Source organism: Streptomyces sp. CA-146814 (assembly GCF_050942385.1).
Taxonomy (GTDB): Bacteria; Actinomycetota; Actinomycetes; order Streptomycetales; family Streptomycetaceae; genus Streptomyces.
Genome location: NZ_CP192068.1, coordinates 2,212,618 through 2,228,084 on the forward strand (window position 1 = coordinate 2,212,618; position 15,467 = coordinate 2,228,084).

General features: G+C 70.0%; 14 protein-coding genes and 2 tRNA genes. 6 read left to right on the plus strand and 10 right to left on the minus strand.

All coding sequences use genetic code 11. The features are described 5' to 3' along the window. Positions 1-145: 145 nt before the first annotated feature. The 4 genes from ACQP09_RS09830 to ACQP09_RS09845 all read right to left on the minus strand — a co-directional run bounded on the left by ACQP09_RS09830 (position 146) and on the right by ACQP09_RS09845 (position 3,427). Entirely contained in the window at positions 146-829 is a 684-nt protein-coding gene (locus ACQP09_RS09830) for an ATP-dependent Clp protease proteolytic subunit (protein ID WP_432149186.1), read from the minus strand. 82 nt (positions 830-911) lie between these two features. Beyond that, complete coding sequence (locus tag ACQP09_RS09835) at positions 912-1,517, minus strand: ATP-dependent Clp protease proteolytic subunit (RefSeq protein ID WP_432149244.1); 606 nt, start codon at positions 1,515-1,517, stop codon at positions 912-914. A 299-nt stretch (positions 1,518-1,816) separates the two neighbouring features. Next, the gene (gene tig, locus ACQP09_RS09840; RefSeq protein WP_432149185.1) at positions 1,817-3,199 is read right to left on the minus strand and encodes a trigger factor; all 1,383 of its coding nucleotides are present in this window, start codon (positions 3,197-3,199) and stop codon (positions 1,817-1,819) included. Positions 3,200-3,350: 151 nt separating this feature from the next. Then, positions 3,351-3,427 (minus strand) — tRNA-Pro (locus ACQP09_RS09845). 168 nt (positions 3,428-3,595) lie between these two features. Here ACQP09_RS09845 and ACQP09_RS09850 point away from each other — a divergent pair. After that, a tRNA-Gly gene (locus tag ACQP09_RS09850) sits at positions 3,596-3,669 on the plus strand. 95 nt (positions 3,670-3,764) lie between these two features. Here the strand turns inward: ACQP09_RS09850 and ACQP09_RS09855 are convergent. Next, positions 3,765-3,941 (minus strand): hypothetical protein, encoded by a 177-nt coding sequence (locus tag ACQP09_RS09855; RefSeq protein WP_432149184.1) that lies wholly within the window; start codon positions 3,939-3,941, stop codon positions 3,765-3,767. 473 nt (positions 3,942-4,414) lie between these two features. Here ACQP09_RS09855 and ACQP09_RS09860 point away from each other — a divergent pair, with 473 nt between their 5' ends. After that, positions 4,415-5,557: an acyltransferase family protein gene (locus ACQP09_RS09860; protein WP_433397648.1), complete on the plus strand. Its 1,143-nt coding sequence runs from the start codon at positions 4,415-4,417 to the stop codon at positions 5,555-5,557. 77 nt (positions 5,558-5,634) lie between these two features. Here the strand turns inward: ACQP09_RS09860 and ACQP09_RS09865 are convergent, their stop codons facing one another. Continuing rightward, complete coding sequence (locus tag ACQP09_RS09865) at positions 5,635-6,135, minus strand: HD domain-containing protein (RefSeq protein WP_433397650.1); 501 nt, start codon at positions 6,133-6,135, stop codon at positions 5,635-5,637. 236 nt (positions 6,136-6,371) lie between these two features. Between ACQP09_RS09865 and ACQP09_RS09870 the strand changes: the two genes are divergently transcribed. Next, positions 6,372-7,580 (plus strand): cation:proton antiporter, encoded by a 1,209-nt coding sequence (locus ACQP09_RS09870; protein ID WP_433397651.1) that lies wholly within the window; start codon positions 6,372-6,374, stop codon positions 7,578-7,580. Positions 7,581-7,672: 92 nt separating this feature from the next. Here ACQP09_RS09870 and ACQP09_RS09875 read toward each other — a convergent pair whose 3' ends face one another. Then, on the minus strand, positions 7,673-8,818 hold the full coding sequence (locus tag ACQP09_RS09875) for a PP2C family protein-serine/threonine phosphatase (RefSeq protein WP_433397653.1): 1,146 nt from the start codon (positions 8,816-8,818) through the stop codon (positions 7,673-7,675). Between the two features lie 105 nt (positions 8,819-8,923). On the opposite strand from ACQP09_RS09875, the gene ACQP09_RS09880 reads away from it, so the two are divergent. Next, positions 8,924-10,159, plus strand: a complete 1,236-nt coding sequence (locus tag ACQP09_RS09880; RefSeq protein WP_433397654.1) for a GNAT family N-acetyltransferase — start codon at positions 8,924-8,926, stop codon at positions 10,157-10,159. Positions 10,160-10,225: 66 nt separating this feature from the next. Here ACQP09_RS09880 and ACQP09_RS09885 read toward each other — a convergent pair whose 3' ends face one another. Beyond that, a complete protein-coding gene (locus tag ACQP09_RS09885) occupies positions 10,226-11,053 on the minus strand; it encodes an Fpg/Nei family DNA glycosylase (protein ID WP_433397656.1) in 828 nt (275 codons plus the stop codon). A gap of 109 nt (positions 11,054-11,162) precedes the next feature. Beyond that, positions 11,163-11,651 (minus strand): ribose-5-phosphate isomerase, encoded by a 489-nt coding sequence (locus tag ACQP09_RS09890; protein ID WP_356750215.1) that lies wholly within the window; start codon positions 11,649-11,651, stop codon positions 11,163-11,165. 250 nt (positions 11,652-11,901) lie between these two features. Between ACQP09_RS09890 and ACQP09_RS09895 the strand changes: the two genes are divergently transcribed. Beyond that, positions 11,902-13,341, plus strand: coding sequence for an amino acid permease (locus tag ACQP09_RS09895; RefSeq protein WP_356750213.1), 1,440 nt, complete (start codon positions 11,902-11,904; stop codon positions 13,339-13,341). Between the two features lie 110 nt (positions 13,342-13,451). Next, positions 13,452-14,795 carry an FAD-binding oxidoreductase gene (locus tag ACQP09_RS09900; RefSeq protein WP_433397659.1) on the plus strand — a complete coding sequence of 448 codons (1,344 nt, stop codon included), beginning with the start codon at positions 13,452-13,454 and terminating at the stop codon, positions 14,793-14,795. Between the two features lie 9 nt (positions 14,796-14,804). On the opposite strand, the gene ACQP09_RS09905 is transcribed toward ACQP09_RS09900, so the two are convergent. Beyond that, a complete protein-coding gene (locus ACQP09_RS09905) occupies positions 14,805-15,398 on the minus strand; it encodes a biotin transporter BioY (protein WP_432149177.1) in 594 nt (197 codons plus the stop codon). Positions 15,399-15,467: the final 69 nt, after the last annotated feature.

Below are 15,467 nucleotides of genomic sequence, written 5' to 3' on the forward strand. Positions count from 1 at the left end.
CTTCGCCTGGGAGGCCGCCTGGTTCAGCGGCTCCTGGTGCCTCTATCCGACGGTACCTTGCCTGGGCCCCCGTTCGGGCCCCCCTTGGCACGGTTCACACGGCCGAGACCGTGCAAACGGAATGTGCCAAGGGGAAAGACCGACGTCAGACCGATGCGCCCGCGGTCGTCTTGCGGGTGGACACGATCTGGTCGACGAGCCCGTACGCCAGGGCGTCCTCGGCCGTGAGGATCTTGTCGCGCTCGATGTCCTCGCGGATCTTCTCCAGCGGGGTGGTCGAGTGCCGGGCCAGCATGTCCTCCAGCTGCGTCCGCATCCGGAGGATCTCGTTGGCGGCGATCTCCAGGTCGGAGAGCTGCTCGCGGCCCGTCTGCGAGGACGGCTGGTGGATCAGGACGCGGGCGTGCGGGAGCGCCATGCGCTTGCCCGGGGTGCCGGCGGCCAGCAGGATGGCGGCGGCGGAGGCGGCCTGGCCCATGCAGACCGTCTGGATGTCCGGCTTCACGAACTGCATCGTGTCGTAGATCGCGGTGAGCGCGGTGAACGAGCCGCCGGGGCTGTTGATGTAGATCGAGATGTCGCGGTCCGGGTCCATCGACTCCAGGCAGAGCAGCTGCGCCATGACGTCGTTGGCCGAGGCGTCGTCGATCTGGACGCCGAGGAAGATCACGCGCTCCTCGAAGAGCTTCGCGTACGGGTCGTACTCACGCACACCCTGCGAGGTGCGCTCCACGAAGCGCGGGACGACGTAGCGGTTGTCCACCTGCGGGCCGGTGTAGAGGCCGCTCGCGGAGGCGCCGGGGAAGTTGTTCATGTGGGTGTTCACCATCCTGGTGGCGTTCTGGGGCTGGAGGTCTCGGCGTACGAGAAGGGGGTGCGGGCGGGATGCCGACGGTCCGGTGCGGACCGGATCAGGCACCCGTGCCGCCGCCGCCCGGGATGCCCGACGCGACCGTGATGATCTCGTCGATGAGGCCGTAGTCCTTGGCCTCCTCCGCCGTGTACCAGCGGTCGCGGTCGCCGTCGCGGATGATCGTCTCGACGGACTGGCCGGAGTGGTGGGCGGTGATCTCGGCCATGCGCGTCTTGGTGCGGAGCAGGTACTGCGCCTGGATCTTGATGTCCGAGGCCGTTCCGCCGATACCGGCCGAACCCTGGTGCATCAGGATGTCGGTGTTCGGGAGCGCGAAGCGCTTGCCCGCGGCGCCGCCGGTGAGCAGGAACTGGCCCATGGAGGCCGCCATGCCCATGCCGATGGTGACCACGTCGTTCGGGATGTACTGCATGGTGTCGTAGACCGCCATGCCGGCGGTCACCGAGCCACCGGGGCTGTTGATGTAGAGGTAGATGTCCTTGTCCGGGTCGGCGGCAAGGAGCAGGAGCTGCGCGGTGATCTTGTTGGCGATGTCATCGTCGACCTGCTGACCGAGGAAGATGATGCGCTCGCCGAGCAGTCGGCTGTAGACCTGGTCACCGAGGCCTCCACCGAGGGACGGCTCTCCGGCGGCGTAGGGCATCAGATTCGTCACGTATCCACCTGCTCGTCTCTGACGGCTCCGGCCGTCTCAGCGTCTTCGTACCGGGTGGATGGGGGACTCCCCCACCCTTCCTCTTCATGGACCCTAACGCGCAGGTGGGACAACGCCATCCCGGTTCCGCAACTGTTCGCTGGGAGCGCAAGGTCCGCCGTGGGCACAGGGGTTCCGGTGCCGCACAGCGATGCGAGGTGTGACGGCGACGGGCCCCGGACGCGTATGGTGCGTCCGGGGCCCGTCGTGCCGGCCGGCGCGTGGCCGGCCTGGGATCAGGGCGAGGCTCAGGCCTCGTTCTTCTCCTCGGCCTTGTCCTCGGTGGCGGCCTCGGCGGACGCCTCCGTGGTCTCGTCCTCGTCGTCCTCCAGGTCGACGACCTCACCGTTGGTGTCGACGACCTTGGCGGCCTCGACGACGACGGCGAGCGCCTTGCCGCGGGCGACCTCGCCGACGAGCATCGGCACCTGGCCACCCTCGACGACGGCCTGGGCGAACTGGTCGGGGCTCATGCCGGAGGAGGCTGCACGCCGCATGAGGTGCTCGGTGAGCTCCTCCTGGTTGACGTTGAGCTTCTCCTTGTTGACGAGCTCGTCCAGGATGAACTGGGTCTTGATGCCCTTGACGGCCTGCTCGGAGGTCTCGTTCTCGAACTCCTCCAGGGTCTTGCCCTGGATCTCGAGGTACTTCTCCAGATCGAGGCCCATCTGGCCGAGCTGGTGGTGCTCCAGGTTGTGCTTGCGGGTCTGGACCTCGTCCGCGAGCAGCTTCTCCGGGATCGGGACCTCGGCGAGCTTCAGCAGCTCCTCCAGGACGCGCTCCTGGGCCTGGGTGGCCTGGTCGTACTGCTTGGTGGTCTCCAGGCGCTTGCGGCTGTCGGCCTTCAGCTCCTCCAGCGTGTCGAACTCGCTGGCCATCTGGGCGAAGTCGTCGTCCAGCTCGGGGAGCTCACGGGCGGCGACGGCGGTGACCTTGACGGTGACCTCCGCGGCCTTGCCCTCGGCGGAGCCGCCCTTCAGCTCGGAGGTGAAAGTGGCCTCGCCACCGGCCTCCAGGCCGGTCACGGCCTCGTCGATGCCGTCGAGGAGCTCGCCGGAACCGATGGTGTACGAGACACCGGCGGCCACGCCGTCCTCCAGGACCTCGCCGTCGACCTTGGCCTCCAGGTCGATCGTGACGACGTCACCGTCGGCGGCGGCGCGCTCGACCGGGTTGGTGGACGCGAAGCGCTCGCGGAGCTGCTCCACGGCCTTCTCGACCTCTTCGTCGGTGACCTCAAGGGCGTCGACGGTGACCTCGATGCCGGAGTAGTCCGGGATCTCGATCTCGGGGCGTACGTCAACCTCGGCGGTGAAGGCAAGCAGCTCGCCGTCCTTCAGCTCGGTGATGTCGACCTCGGGCTGGCCGAGGACGTTCAGCTCACCCTCGTTGACCGCCTCGGTGTAGAACTTCGGAAGGGCGTCGTTGACGGCCTCCTCCAGCACAGCACCGCGGCCGAACCGCTGGTCGATGACCCGGGCGGGGATCTTGCCCTTGCGGAAGCCCTTCACCGTGACCTGCTGGTTGATCTTCTTGTACGCCGCGTCGAGGCTGTCCTTGAGCTCCTCGAAGGGCACCTCGATGCTGAGCCGAACCCGGGTCGGGTTCAGGGTCTCCACGGCGCTCTTCACGGTTCGGTCTCCTTGGTGGCTGACTTCTTGGGGTTCTGCTGGGCCGCCTGATTGGCGGCTTCGCGGACCGAGCCCGGTACATCAGACACACGGGCACGCAATTTGCATAGTAACGGCAAGGGGGAGGACTCCCACAATGCGATCTTGCTGGTGGTCGGGGTGGCCGGATTCGAACCGACGACCTTCCGCTCCCAAAGCGGACGCGCTACCAAGCTGCGCCACACCCCGTCGGTGCGACACGTAGGGTACATGGACCGGAGCCCTGCGTCGGCCCCTTTACGGGACGGGCGGGGCGCGGTGGTCCGGCGGCCGGCGTCAACGGGTGTGCGGAGAGCGCCGCCGACCCGCTACGATGCTTTCCGTGCCGCGGTCCGGTGGACCTGCGGTGCGGTGCACGCGGGCGTAGCTCAATGGTAGAGCCCTAGTCTTCCAAACTAGCTACGCGGGTTCGATTCCCGTCGCCCGCTCCACGCCTGGGCCCGGTCCGACATCTCCGTCGGACCGGGCCTTTCGCGTGCCGGGCATATCGCGTACCGGGCCTCCGGTGGACGGGAGGCGGACCGGCTCAGAAGCTGATCTGGTTGATCGTGTCGGCTATCGAGTTCATGAACCTGTTGATCGACGGAGCCATGCCGGTCGACGCCAGGAAGAAGCCGAAGAGCACGGCGACGAGCGCGGGGCCTGGCTTGATGGAGCCGCCCCGGATCATTACCACCAGGACGACCGCGAACAGCAGCACCATAGACAGTGAGATAGCCACGTCTGATCACACCCTCGGTCGGTCTTGGTCGGTCCGCTTCGCCGGCCCGGAAGCGCGCACCACTGCGCGCCCCGTCGCGTCCATCGTGCCACCAACTCCCCCGTGTCTGCTGCCGGGTGACGGATCGCACTGACCGGATCCCGCCATCCTGCCCAGCTCGGCGGCGCTCCACGCCGTACACCCCGCACTTCCGCCGCGAAATCCGCGCGGCGCATATTCACCGACCCGCCCGTGGTGATCGCTCCCCTAATCCCCACAGGTCGTTCACAGGTAATTGGCGCGCGCGGATGCGAGGTAATTCACTCCTCGAACACGCCGCCGATATGCCCTGTTTAAGCGGGATCAAGTGTGTCATAGCGGGCGGTATTCGATTGTTTCGCACGCGAATAGAGGGGAACACGCGCTACCTCAACGCGGTTTTACGCGCGGCAATCGACGGGTCTAAGGTGCCTTAGATGTTGCAAGCTCCGAGCGTATTCACCAGGGCCCCGCTCCCCCCGGCGACCCGGGAGTCGGAGCCCAGACCTGAGAAGACGCCCACCCCCACGGCCACCGCCCCGGCACCCAAGGCCCCGCCGGCGGCGGTGAAGCAGCGTGACCCCTACTTCGACAACGTGAAGTACCTGGCCATCGTGCTGGTCGCGGTGGCACACGCCTGGGAACCGGTGATGGACGGCAGCCGGGCCACCCGGGCGCTCTACATGATCGTGTACACGTTCCACATGCCGGCCTTCATCCTCATCTCCGGCTATTTCTCCCGTAACTTCGACCTGTCCGCGCCGAAGGTGAAGCGGCTGATCACCGGCGTCGTCGTGCCGTACGTCCTGTTCGAGACGGCCTATTCGCTCTTCAAGCGGTACGTGGACGACTCCCCCGACACCGCGATCAGCCTGGCCGATCCGCTGTATCTGACGTGGTTCCTGATCGCCCTGTTCATCTGGCGGGTCACCACGCCGATCTGGCGCACGCTGCGCCACCCGCTGCCGGTGGCGCTCGCCATCGCGATGCTGGCCTCGGTCTCCCCCGACATCGGCGACGACCTGGATCTCCAGCGGGTCTTCCAGTTCCTGCCGTTCTTCGTCCTCGGCCTGCTGATGAAGCCCGAGCACTTCCAGCTGGTCCGGCGCCGCGAGGTGCGGCTGCTGGCCCTGCCGCTGTTCGCGGGCGCGCTGCTGTTCGCGTACTGGATCGCCCCGCGCATGCAGCTCGGCTGGCTCTACCGCGCCAACAGCGCCCAGGAGATGGACGCACCGTGGTGGTCGGGCGCGGTGATGTCCCTGGCCCTGTTCGGCTGCGCGCTGGCGCTGACCGTCGGCTTCCTGGCCTGGGTGCCGCGCCGGCACACCTGGTTCACGGCGCTGGGCGCCGGGACGATCTGCGGCTACCTGCTCCACGGCTTCCTGATCAAGGGGGCCGTCTACACGGGCCTGTTCGACCGGTACACCTGGCTCTCGGACCCCGTCGGCCTGGTCGTCGTCTCGGCCGTGGCCGCCGTCGCGGTGACGCTCATGTGCTCGCCGCCGGTGGGCCGGGTCCTGAAGTTCGCCACCGAGCCGGACATGCCGTGGGCGTTCCGGAAGGACCCCGCCAAGCGCTGAACCCGCTCCCCTCAGGCCTTGATCCGCCGGACACTCCCCGGCTCTCCGATCCACCCGCGCCACCGGCCGCGGGTGGATCAGTGCGTTTCCGGGTTGGCCGAAACCTTTCGGTCGGAGGGCGGCTCTCCGCCGGTCAGCCCCAACAGCCCCCGCACCTGCGCATATTTCGCCGTCAGCCGGGTACGCGTCGGCTCCTCCAGGACCGCGAGACGGGCCGGATCGGCGTTGTGGGCCAGATCCGCCTCCTTGATGAGCAGCGCGCCCTCGGTGGCGAGGATCCGCGCGGTGTACGAGGTCAGCTCCTCGCCCGGCCGTTTGGTGACGGCCAGGACCATGTCCTTGACCTCCTGCGGCAGCGCGGCCCCGGCCAGCCACCGGGCGGAGAGCGCGTCGTCCTCGATCGCGTCGTGCAGCCAGGCCGCCGCGATCTGGTGGTCGGTGCCGCCGCGCACCCGTACGCCCTCGGCCACCGCCGCCAGGTGTTCGGTGTACGGGCGGCCCGCCTTGTCAGTCTGCGCCGCATGGGCCTCACGAGCGAGGGCCTCGACCTGGGCCAGGTTCAGATGGGTGCCGGACATGGCCCGACTCTACGGCGGTACGCCAACGCCCGCGCCGGCCTGCGGCGTTGCCGGAGTCGGCCGCCACCGCATAATCCGACAAAAGATGACAATGCGGCGATCTCATAGTTGCAGAGTCAATCGTTCGGTAAACTAATTACTGATGGTTTATTGACACCCTCTTGACACCCTCTTGACGCCCTCTTGACCTACCCCGAAGGAACAGGCTCATCGGACACGCAGACACCCTCCTCGCCATGGGCGGCGCCTTCCTGGCCGCTGCCGTCCTCGCCCGCCTCGGCGGCCGCATCGGGCTGCCGACGATCCCCCTGTTCATCCTGGCCGGCATCCTCCTCGGCCCTCATACGCCTGGTTACACGCTCCTCTCCAACCCGCACGACCTGGAGATGCTCTCCGCGCTGGGACTCGTCCTCCTGCTCTTCTACCTGGGGCTCGAGTTCCACATGGACGACCTCAAGACGGGCGGCCGGAAGATGGCCATCGCGGGCGGGACCTATCTGGTCCTGAACGTGGGCGCCGGTCTCGGTTTCGGTTTCGCGCTGGGCTGGGGCACGTCGGAGGCGCTGGTCCTCGCCGGTGTGCTCGGCATATCCTCGTCCGCCATCGTCACCAAGATCCTGGTGGACCTGGGCCGCATCGGTAACCCGGAGACCCGGCCGATCCTCGGCATCATCGTCGTCGAGGACGTCTTCCTCGCCCTCTACCTCGCCGCTCTCCAGCCGATCCTGTCCGGTGCGGACAGCCTCTCGGCCATGCTCGTCGACGCCGGCAAGGCCTTCGGCTTCCTGCTGCTGCTCGCTCTGGCGGCCCGGTTCGGGACGAAGCTCATCGGCAAGCTGATGAACACCAGGGACGACGAGCTCCTCGTCATCTCCTTCCTCGGTGTCGCGGTCTTCGTCGCCGGTGTCTCCGAGATGTTCGGCGTCGCCGACGCGATCGGCGCCTTCATGGTCGGCCTGATGCTCGGCTCGACCACCTCCGGCGAACGCGTCCTCAAGCTGGTCCACCCGCTGCGCGACGCGTTCGGCGCGATCTTCTTCTTCGCCTTCGGCCTCTCCATCGACCCCGGCGTCCTCCCGAGCGTCTTCTGGCCGGTGCTGGCGGCCGTCGTCCTGACGCTCGCGATGAACGTGGCCGCGGGTCTCGCCGCCGCCCGGATCTACGACTTCGGCTCGCAGGGCACGGCCAACATCGCCACCACGCTGGTGGCCCGCGGCGAGTTCGCGCTCATCCTCGCGACGATGGCGGCCGCCGCCGGACTCGACAGCCGGCTCTCGCCGTTCATCGCCGGCTATGTGCTCCTGCTCGCCGTTCTCGCCCCGCTGGCGGCCGGACGCTCGCACTGGCTGGCCCGGATCCTGCCCGGCGGACGCGGCGGCAAGGACGGTGGCGGCAGCGGCAAGGACGGCGACAAGGATCAGGAACAGGTCCCGGTGTCGGTCTGAGCGGCTGCGGAGGGGTGTCCTCGTGCCTCACCCGAGAGTGATGATCACTCTCGGGTGACGGGTGCCTCTTCGTTGACGAGAGGCCGAGGCCTTCACGGCCTGCGCGAGAGCAGCAGCAACGCCCGGTCGTCGTTGACGTCCTTGGCGCAGGCCTCGATCAGATGCCAGGCCGCGCCCTCGAAGCCGGTGGAGACATAGCGCTCGGCCTCGCCCGTCAGCCGGTCGATGCCCTCGGCGATGTCCCGGTCGGACGCCTCCACCAGGCCGTCCGTGAAGAGCATCAGCACGTCTCCCGGCGCGAGCGAGCCCTTCACCGCGTCGAACTCGGCCCCGTCGTAGACGCCGAGCAGCGGGCCCTCGCCCGACTTCTCCTCCCACTGCCCGCTGCCCGCGTGCAGTTGGAGGGCCGGTGGATGGCCGGCCGAGAAGATCTCGTAGTCCCCGGATTCCAGGTCCAGCACCAGGTGGATCGAGGTCGCGAACCCCTCGTCCCAGTCCTGCCGCAGCAGATAGCCGTTGGCGGCGGCGAGGAAGCCGTGCGGCGGCAGCGAGCCGAGCAGCCCGCCGAAGGCGCCGGAGAGCAGCAGGGCCCGGGAGCCCGCGTCCATGCCCTTGCCGGAGACGTCGGTGAGGACGACCTCCAGGGTCCGGCCGCCGTGGGTGCGGGCCGCGACGACGAAGTCGCCGGAGAAGGACTGGCCGCCGGCCGGGCGCAGGGCCATCTCGCGGTGCCAGCCCTGCGGCAGCCGGGGCAGGGAGCTCTGGACCCGGATGCGTTCGCGCAGGTCGAAGAGCATCGTGCCGCCGCGCCGCCACGGCACGCCGACCCGGGCCCGGAACTGGGCCAGGATCAGCCCGAAGAACCCGCAGGCGGCGACCACGAGGACGGTGCCCGGAGTGACCCGGGCGGGGCCGTCCAGGTACGGGCCGAGAAGGAGCGCCTCCACGATCAGGGCGGCGGCGGACGTGGCGTACAGACCGAGCAGGCTGGCCGGGCGCAGCAGGAGGCCGCCCGCGACGATGGGCAGTGCGAGGGCGGCCGGGTCGATCCAGACCGGGCTGGCGATGGTGGCGAAGGTGATGGCCGGAATCGTCAGCAGGAGACCGGCCAGGGCGATCCAGTCGGAGCCGTCGCCGCGGAAGTAGTCCACCCCGGATTTGCGCAGCCCGATGCGGGCCCGGTGCGCCGATCTGCGCCACCGGGCCCAGAAGTCGTCCACTCCTGCGCGACGGGCCATTGCCGGGACCCTATCCACCCGGACGCCGCCGGTGCAGGGGGACCCCGGTCTCGATCCGGGCGAAATCGAGTCGTCCGCTTCGGCGGGCCCTGGTAGGGATGGCCTATGACTTCAGAACTCCGTGTGCTGCGACCTGCCGAATGGGACCCCTGGTTCGCCTGTCTGGAGCGTGCGTTCGGGGGTGCGCTGAGCGCCCCGGAGTCACGTGCGCTCTGGCAGGACCTGACCGAGCACGACCGGAACATCGGGTTGTGGGACGGAGAGGTGTGCGTCGGTACGGCGGGGGCGTACAGCTTCCGACTGACCGTGCCCGGCGGCGCGGCGGTGCACGCGGCGGGGGTGACCGCGGTGAGCGTCGCGGGGACGCACCGGCGGCGCGGGCTGCTGCGGACGATGATGCGGCGCCAGTTGGACGACGTACGTTCCTGGGGTGAGCCGCTCGCCGTGCTGACGGCGTCGGAACCGGCCATCTACGGGCGCTTCGGGTACGGGGCCGCGACCCGCGCCCTGAGTGTGGACGTCGACACCTCTCGCGTACAGCTCGATTCCCCGCCGGGCACGGAGGACGTGCGGGTGCGGTACACGGATCCGGTGGCGGCCCTGCCCGCCTGCGAGGAGGTGTACGGGCGGCTCGCCGCGGAGCGTCCGGGGACGCCGGTGCGGCAGCCGAAGTGGGAACAGGCCTCGGTGATCGACCCGGAGAAGGACCGGGCGGGCGCCTCGCCGTTGCAGTGCGTGCTGGCCGAGCGGGACGGCGAGGTGAGCGGGTACGCCACGTTCCGGGTGCGACCCGACTGGGACCGGGCGGGGCCGAAGGGGACGGTGGCGCTGCGGCACCTCGGGGCGCTGGACCCGGCGTCGTACGCGGCGCTGTGGCGGTTCCTGTTCGGCATCGACCTGACGTCGTCCGTGGAGGCGGGCTCAAGGCCGGTGGACGAGCCGCTGATGCATCTGGTCTCGGACGTGCGGCGGTGCCAGGCGCGGGTGCAGGACGGGCTCTACGTACGGCTGGTGGAGGTGGGTGCGGCGCTGGAGGCGCGCGCGTACCGGGCGCCGGTGGATGTGGTGCTGGAGGTGGCGGACGCCTTCTGCCCGTGGAACGCGGGGCGCTGGCATCTGGTGGCGGACGCCAAGGGCGGCGCCTCGTGCCGGCGCGCGCCGGATCGCGCGCCGGATCTGGAGCTGTCGGTACGGGAGCTGGGCGCCGCGTATCTGGGCGGGGTGCCGTTCACCTCGCTCGCGGCGGCCGGGCGGGTGCGGGAGGTGCGGCCGGGAGCGGTGGAGGAGGTCTCGGCGGCGTTCTCGTGGCATGTGGAGCCGTGGCTGCCGCACAACTTCTGAGCGGAGCCGGGTCCCCGGGTCAGGTGCCGGACCGGCGCGGGTCCTGAGCGGGCGGCGCGTGCGCGGTCAGGCTTCGGACGACAGGCCCGGGTCCTGGCAGCGCGGGCACCAGAAGAGGTTGCGGGCGGCGAGGTCCGCCGTCCGGATCTCGCTCGCGCAGATGTGGCAGGGCAGGTTGGCCCGGCGGTAGACGTAGACCTCGCCGCCGTGGTCGTCCTTGCGGGGCGGGCGGCCCATCGCCTCGGGGAGGTGCTCGGGGCGGACGGTGTCGATGCGGTTGTTCCGTACGCCCTCGTGCATCAGCTCGACCAGGTCCGCCCAGACGGCGTCCCATTCGGCGCGGGTGAGGTCCTTGCCGGCGCGGTACGGGTCGATGCCGTGGCGGAAGAGGACCTCTGCCCGGTAGACGTTGCCGACGCCCGCGATGACCTTCTGGTCCATCAGGAGCGCGGCGACGGTGGTCCGGCTGCGGGAGATCCGCTGCCAGGCGCGCTCGCCGTCCTCGTCGCCGCGGAGCGGGTCCGGGCCGAGCCGCTCGTGTATCGCGCGCTTCTCGGGCTCGGTGATCAGGGCGCAGGTGGTGGGGCCGCGCAGGTCGGCGTGGTGGGCCGCGTTGACCAGGCGCAGGCGGACCGTGTCGGTGGGCGGCGGTGGCGGGGCCGTACCGAAACCGAGCTTGCCGAAGAGGCCGAGGTGGATGTGGACCCAGCCGGTGTCGCCGAAGCCCAGGAAGAGGTGCTTGCCGTGGGCGTCGGTGGTGGTGAGGGTGCGTCCGTCGAGGAGGGCCGCGCTGTCGGAGAACTTGCCCTGCGGGCTGCTCACCCGGACCGGTCCGCCCGCGAACCGCTCGGCGTGGTCCTGGGCGAGGCGGTGGATCGTGTGTCCCTCGGGCACGGCGGGCTGCTCCTGTGGTTCCTGTGGTTTCCGTGGAAGGGCGGGCGGTGACATGGCCGTGCCGCCGGGTACGGGACCCGGCGGCACAGGTGGCTCGGGGCGGGGCGGGTCAGCCCTGCTGCGGGTGGTGGGCCGGGATCGGCGGGAGCTCGCCGGTGGTCTCGTACGCCGAGAGCATCTCGATGCGGCGCGTGTGGCGCTCCTCGTTCGAGTACGGCGTGGAGAGGAAGATCTCGACGAACTTGGTCGACTCCTCCAGCGTGTGCATCCGGCCGCCGATCGCGACGACGTTGGCGTTGTTGTGCTCACGGCCGAGGGCTGCGGTCTGCTCGCTCCAGGCCAGTGCGGCGCGGACGCCCTTGACCTTGTTGGCGGCGATCTGCTCGCCGTTGCCGGAGCCGCCGATCACGATGCCGAGGCTGTCCGGGTCCGCGGCCGTCTTCTCGGCGGCACGGAGGCAGAACGGCGGATAGTCGTCCTGGGCGTCGTAGATGTGGGGGCCGCAGTCGACGGCCTCGTGCCCGTGGGCACCGAGCCACTCGACGAGGTGGTTCTTGAGTTCGTAACCGGCATGGTCGGATCCGAGGTACACGCGCATGGAGCGAAGTGTGGCACGAACCGCGCGGGGTAGCCGTCAGCGGGGTCGGAGCCTGTCCTATCGGCATCGCGGTCCGGCCGCTCGGCCGGTGTGGCGCACGTCACTTGGGTAATGATCAGGCAAATGATCCGGAGGAGAGGGTTCCGTTTCTGCCTTCTTCCGGGCTTGAATGCGTGGCCTTGTCTTCCACACCACCCCACGTGGAGCAGGGCACACCCTCATGCACGGAAACGTTAGGACTTCCCCCCCCATGACGTCGCAGACGACGCTGGCGGAGCCGGGCCACGAACCCGGTGAGCCGGATCGGCCCGACTCCTCGGGCGGACTTCAGGCAGGCCTGAAGAACCGCCACCTCTCGATGATCGCGATCGGCGGTGTGATCGGCGCGGGCCTCTTCGTGGGCTCCAGCGCGGGGATCGCGGCCGCCGGGCCGGCGATCCTGGTCTCGTACGCGATGGTCGGCCTGATGGTCGTCCTCGTGATGCGGATGCTCGGCGAGATGGCCGCCGCCCGGCCGAGCTCCGGCTCCTTCTCCGCCTACGCCGACCAGGCGCTGGGCCGTTGGGCCGGCTTCTCCATCGGCTGGCTCTACTGGTTCTTCTGGGTCGTCGTGCTCGCCGTCGAGGCCACGGCCGGCGCCAAGATCCTGGAGAGCTGGATCCCGGGCGTCCCCCAGTGGGCCTGGGCGCTGATCGTGATGGTCGTGCTGACCGCCACCAACCTGGTCTCGGTGGGCAGTTACGGCGAGTTCGAGTTCTGGTTCGCCGGGATCAAGGTCGTGGCGATCGCCGCGTTCGTGGTCGTCGGCCTGCTCGCCGTCTTCGGCTTCCTGCCCGGCTCCGACAACCCCGGCTCGGGGCTCGCGCATCTCACGGACTCCGGCGGGTTCTTCCCCGAAGGGCCGGGCGCGATCCTGACCGGTGTGCTGATGGTGGTCTTCTCGTTCATGGGCAGCGAGATCGTGACGCTGGCGGCCGGTGAGTCCTCGGACCCGCAGCGGGCCGTGTCGAAGGCCACCAACAGCGTGATCTGGCGTATCGCCGTCTTCTACCTCGGCTCGATCTTCGTCGTGCTGACGCTGCTGCCGTGGAACGACCCGTCGATCCTGGAGAAGGGCAGCTATGTCGCCGCCCTCGACTCGATCGGCATCCCGCAGGCCGGCAACGTCATGGACTTCATCGTGCTGACGGCCGTGCTGTCGTGCCTCAACTCCGGCCTGTACACGGCCTCCCGGATGGCGTTCTCGCTCGGTGAGCGCGGCGACGCGCCGAAGTCCTTCGCCAAGGTCAACAAGCGCGGCGTGCCGCAGGCGGCGATCCTGTCCTCGGTCGTCTTCGGCTTCGTGGCGGTGTTCTTCAACTACCAGTGGCCGGACACGGTGTTCCAGTTCCTGCTGAACTCGTCGGGCGCGGTGGCGCTCTTCGTGTGGCTGGTCATCTGCTTCACGCAGCTGCGGATGCGCGGGATCATCCTGCGCGAGACGCCGGGCAAGCTGGTCGTACGGATGTGGCTCTTCCCGTACCTCACCTGGGCGACGATCGCGGCGATCTCCTTCGTCCTGGTCTACATGCTGACCGACGACACCGCCCGTGAGCAGGTCGTGCTGTCGCTGCTGGTCGCGGCGCTGGTGGTGGGGATCTCGCTGGTGCGCGAGGCGCGCAGCCGCAAGGCGGTCACGCCGGCCGAGTGACACGCACGTGAGTGACACGCACGTGAGAGATACATGACTGTAGGTGTCAGGTATCTCGGGGAGGCTTTCCTTCGTACCGCCGAACAGCGCGAGCGAAGGAGAGCCTCCTCATGGTTTCCGCATCCGAAGGGTCCGCAGCGCACGCGGGATCCGCAGGGCACGCCGGGTCCGCAGAGCCCTTCCCCACCTTCCAGACCGGTTTCCCGATCCGGCCGGACCGGCTGGTGGAGGCCGGCACGCCCGAGGACGTACGGGAGGCCGTGGCGTACGCCGGTGAGTGCGGGTTCCACGTCGCCGCGCACGCCTCCGGCCACGGCCTTCCCGGTCCCGTCCAGGGCGGAGTCCTCATCGCCACCCGCGCCCTGGACTCCGTGACCGTCGACCCGGTCCACCGCACCGCCCGGGTCGGCGCGGGCGCGAGCTGGGGCCGGGTGATCGAGGCGGCGGCCCCGCACGGGCTGGCCCCGCTCAACGGCTCCTCCCCCTCCGTGGGCGCCGTCTCCTACACACTGGGCGGCGGGCTCGGGATCCTGGCCCGGGAGTTCGGGTACGCCGCCGACCACGTGCGCTCGCTGGACGTGGTGACCGCCGACGGCACCGCGCGCCGGGTCACGCCGGAGCGCGAGCCGGAGCTTTTCTGGGGGCTGCGCGGGGGCGGGCACCGGCTCGGGGTGGTGACCGGTATGGAGATCGGACTGGTGGCGGTGGAGCGGCTCTACGGCGGCTCGATCGCCTTCGACGGGGCGCGGGCGGCGGAGGTGTTGCGTGGCTGTCTGGAGTGGACGCGGACCGTGCCGGACACGGTGACGTCCTCGCTGGCCGCGCTCGTGTACCCAGACCTGCCGCAACTGCCGGAGGAGCTGCGCGGGCGGTACGTGATCTCCGTGCGGGTGGCCTTCACGGGGAGCGCGGAGGAGGGCGAGCGGCTGGTGGCACCGTTGCGGGCGATCGGGAGGTCCGCGGCGGTCCTGTCGGACTCGCTGCGGGAGATGCCGTACACCGAGAGCCACACCATCCACAGCGACCCGCCGTTCCCGCACGCGTACTACGGCGACAGCGCGGTGCTCGGGGAGCTGGACGCGGAGCGGATCGTACGGGCGTGTGAACTGGCCGGGCCCCGGGCGCCGATGATGACCGTGGTGCAGCTGAACCACCTGGGCGGGGCGCTGGCCGCGCGGCCGGAGGCGCCGAACGCCGTGCCGTACCGGGATGCCCGGTTCCTGTTGCGGCTGCTGTCGCCGCTGGACGGTACGGATGTGGCCTCGGTGCGTGCCCTGTACGGGGAGGTGGGGCGGGTGCTGGAGCCGGCCGTCCTGGGGCGGTCGCTGAACTTCTCCTTCGGCGGCGGGGACCGTACCGCCGGTTTCCATGACGCGGAAACGGCGAAGAGGCTCGCCGGTCTGGTCTCCCAGTACGATCCGGCGGACCTCTTCGGTGGCCCGTACGGGGCCTGATGGACGGGATCAGCCCCGGCGGTCGAGCAGCTTCCAGGCGGCGGGCAGGGCGCCCATCGCCAGGGCCGCCTTCAGCGCGTCGCCGATGAGGAAGGGGACGAGTCCGGCCGCGACGGCGGCGCTCAGGGACATGCCGGTGGCGAGCGCGAGGTACGGCACGCCGACGGCGTAGATGATCGCGGAGCCGATCACCATCGTGCCCGCCGTGCGGAGCACCGAGCGGTCGCCGCCGCGCCGCGCGAGGGCGCCGACGACGGTGGCGGCGAGCAGCATGCCGAGGATGTAGCCGAGCGACGGCATCGCGTAGCCCGAGGTGCCCTCCGCGAACCACGGCATGCCGGCCATGCCGACGACCGCGTACACCGCGAGGGAGAGGAAGCCGCGGCGGGCGCCGAGCGCGGTGCCGATGAGGAGCGCGGCGAAGGTCTGGCCGGTGACGGGGACCGGGGAGCCGGGGACCGGGACGGCTATCTGGGCCGCGATGCCGGTAAGGGCGGCGCCGCCCAGCACGAGGGCCGCGTCGACGGCGTAGCGGTGCCGGGCTGCGGGCAGCAGGTCGGCGAGGACCGCTCCGGAACGGACGGGGGCGGCAGCAGTGCTCATCGGGACTCCGCGGGTGAGGGCAGGCAGGCTGGGACGGCTCCGCCCGGCAGGTGGGGTGGGGCTGCTGCC

Excerpts from the sequence above, each read along its gene's own strand:
- ACQP09_RS09830 (WP_432149186.1), bottom strand. The coding sequence starts at position 829 with ATGGTGAACACCCACATGAACAACTTCCCCGGCGCCTCCGCGAGCGGC.
- ACQP09_RS09835 (WP_432149244.1), bottom strand. The coding sequence starts at position 1,517 with ATGCCCTACGCCGCCGGAGAGCCGTCCCTCGGTGGAGGCCTCGGTGAC.
- ACQP09_RS09855 (WP_432149184.1), bottom strand. The coding sequence starts at position 3,941 with ATGGTGCTGCTGTTCGCGGTCGTCCTGGTGGTAATGATCCGGGGCGGC.
- ACQP09_RS09860 (WP_433397648.1), top strand. The coding sequence starts at position 4,415 with ATGTTGCAAGCTCCGAGCGTATTCACCAGGGCCCCGCTCCCCCCGGCG.
- ACQP09_RS09865 (WP_433397650.1), bottom strand. The coding sequence starts at position 6,135 with ATGTCCGGCACCCATCTGAACCTGGCCCAGGTCGAGGCCCTCGCTCGT.
- ACQP09_RS09870 (WP_433397651.1), top strand. The coding sequence starts at position 6,372 with ATGGGCGGCGCCTTCCTGGCCGCTGCCGTCCTCGCCCGCCTCGGCGGC.
- ACQP09_RS09875 (WP_433397653.1), bottom strand. The coding sequence starts at position 8,818 with ATGGCCCGTCGCGCAGGAGTGGACGACTTCTGGGCCCGGTGGCGCAGA.
- ACQP09_RS09880 (WP_433397654.1), top strand. The coding sequence starts at position 8,924 with ATGACTTCAGAACTCCGTGTGCTGCGACCTGCCGAATGGGACCCCTGG.
- ACQP09_RS09890 (WP_356750215.1), bottom strand. The coding sequence starts at position 11,651 with ATGCGCGTGTACCTCGGATCCGACCATGCCGGTTACGAACTCAAGAAC.
- ACQP09_RS09895 (WP_356750213.1), top strand. The coding sequence starts at position 11,902 with ATGACGTCGCAGACGACGCTGGCGGAGCCGGGCCACGAACCCGGTGAG.
- ACQP09_RS09900 (WP_433397659.1), top strand. The coding sequence starts at position 13,452 with ATGGTTTCCGCATCCGAAGGGTCCGCAGCGCACGCGGGATCCGCAGGG.
- ACQP09_RS09905 (WP_432149177.1), bottom strand. The coding sequence starts at position 15,398 with ATGAGCACTGCTGCCGCCCCCGTCCGTTCCGGAGCGGTCCTCGCCGAC.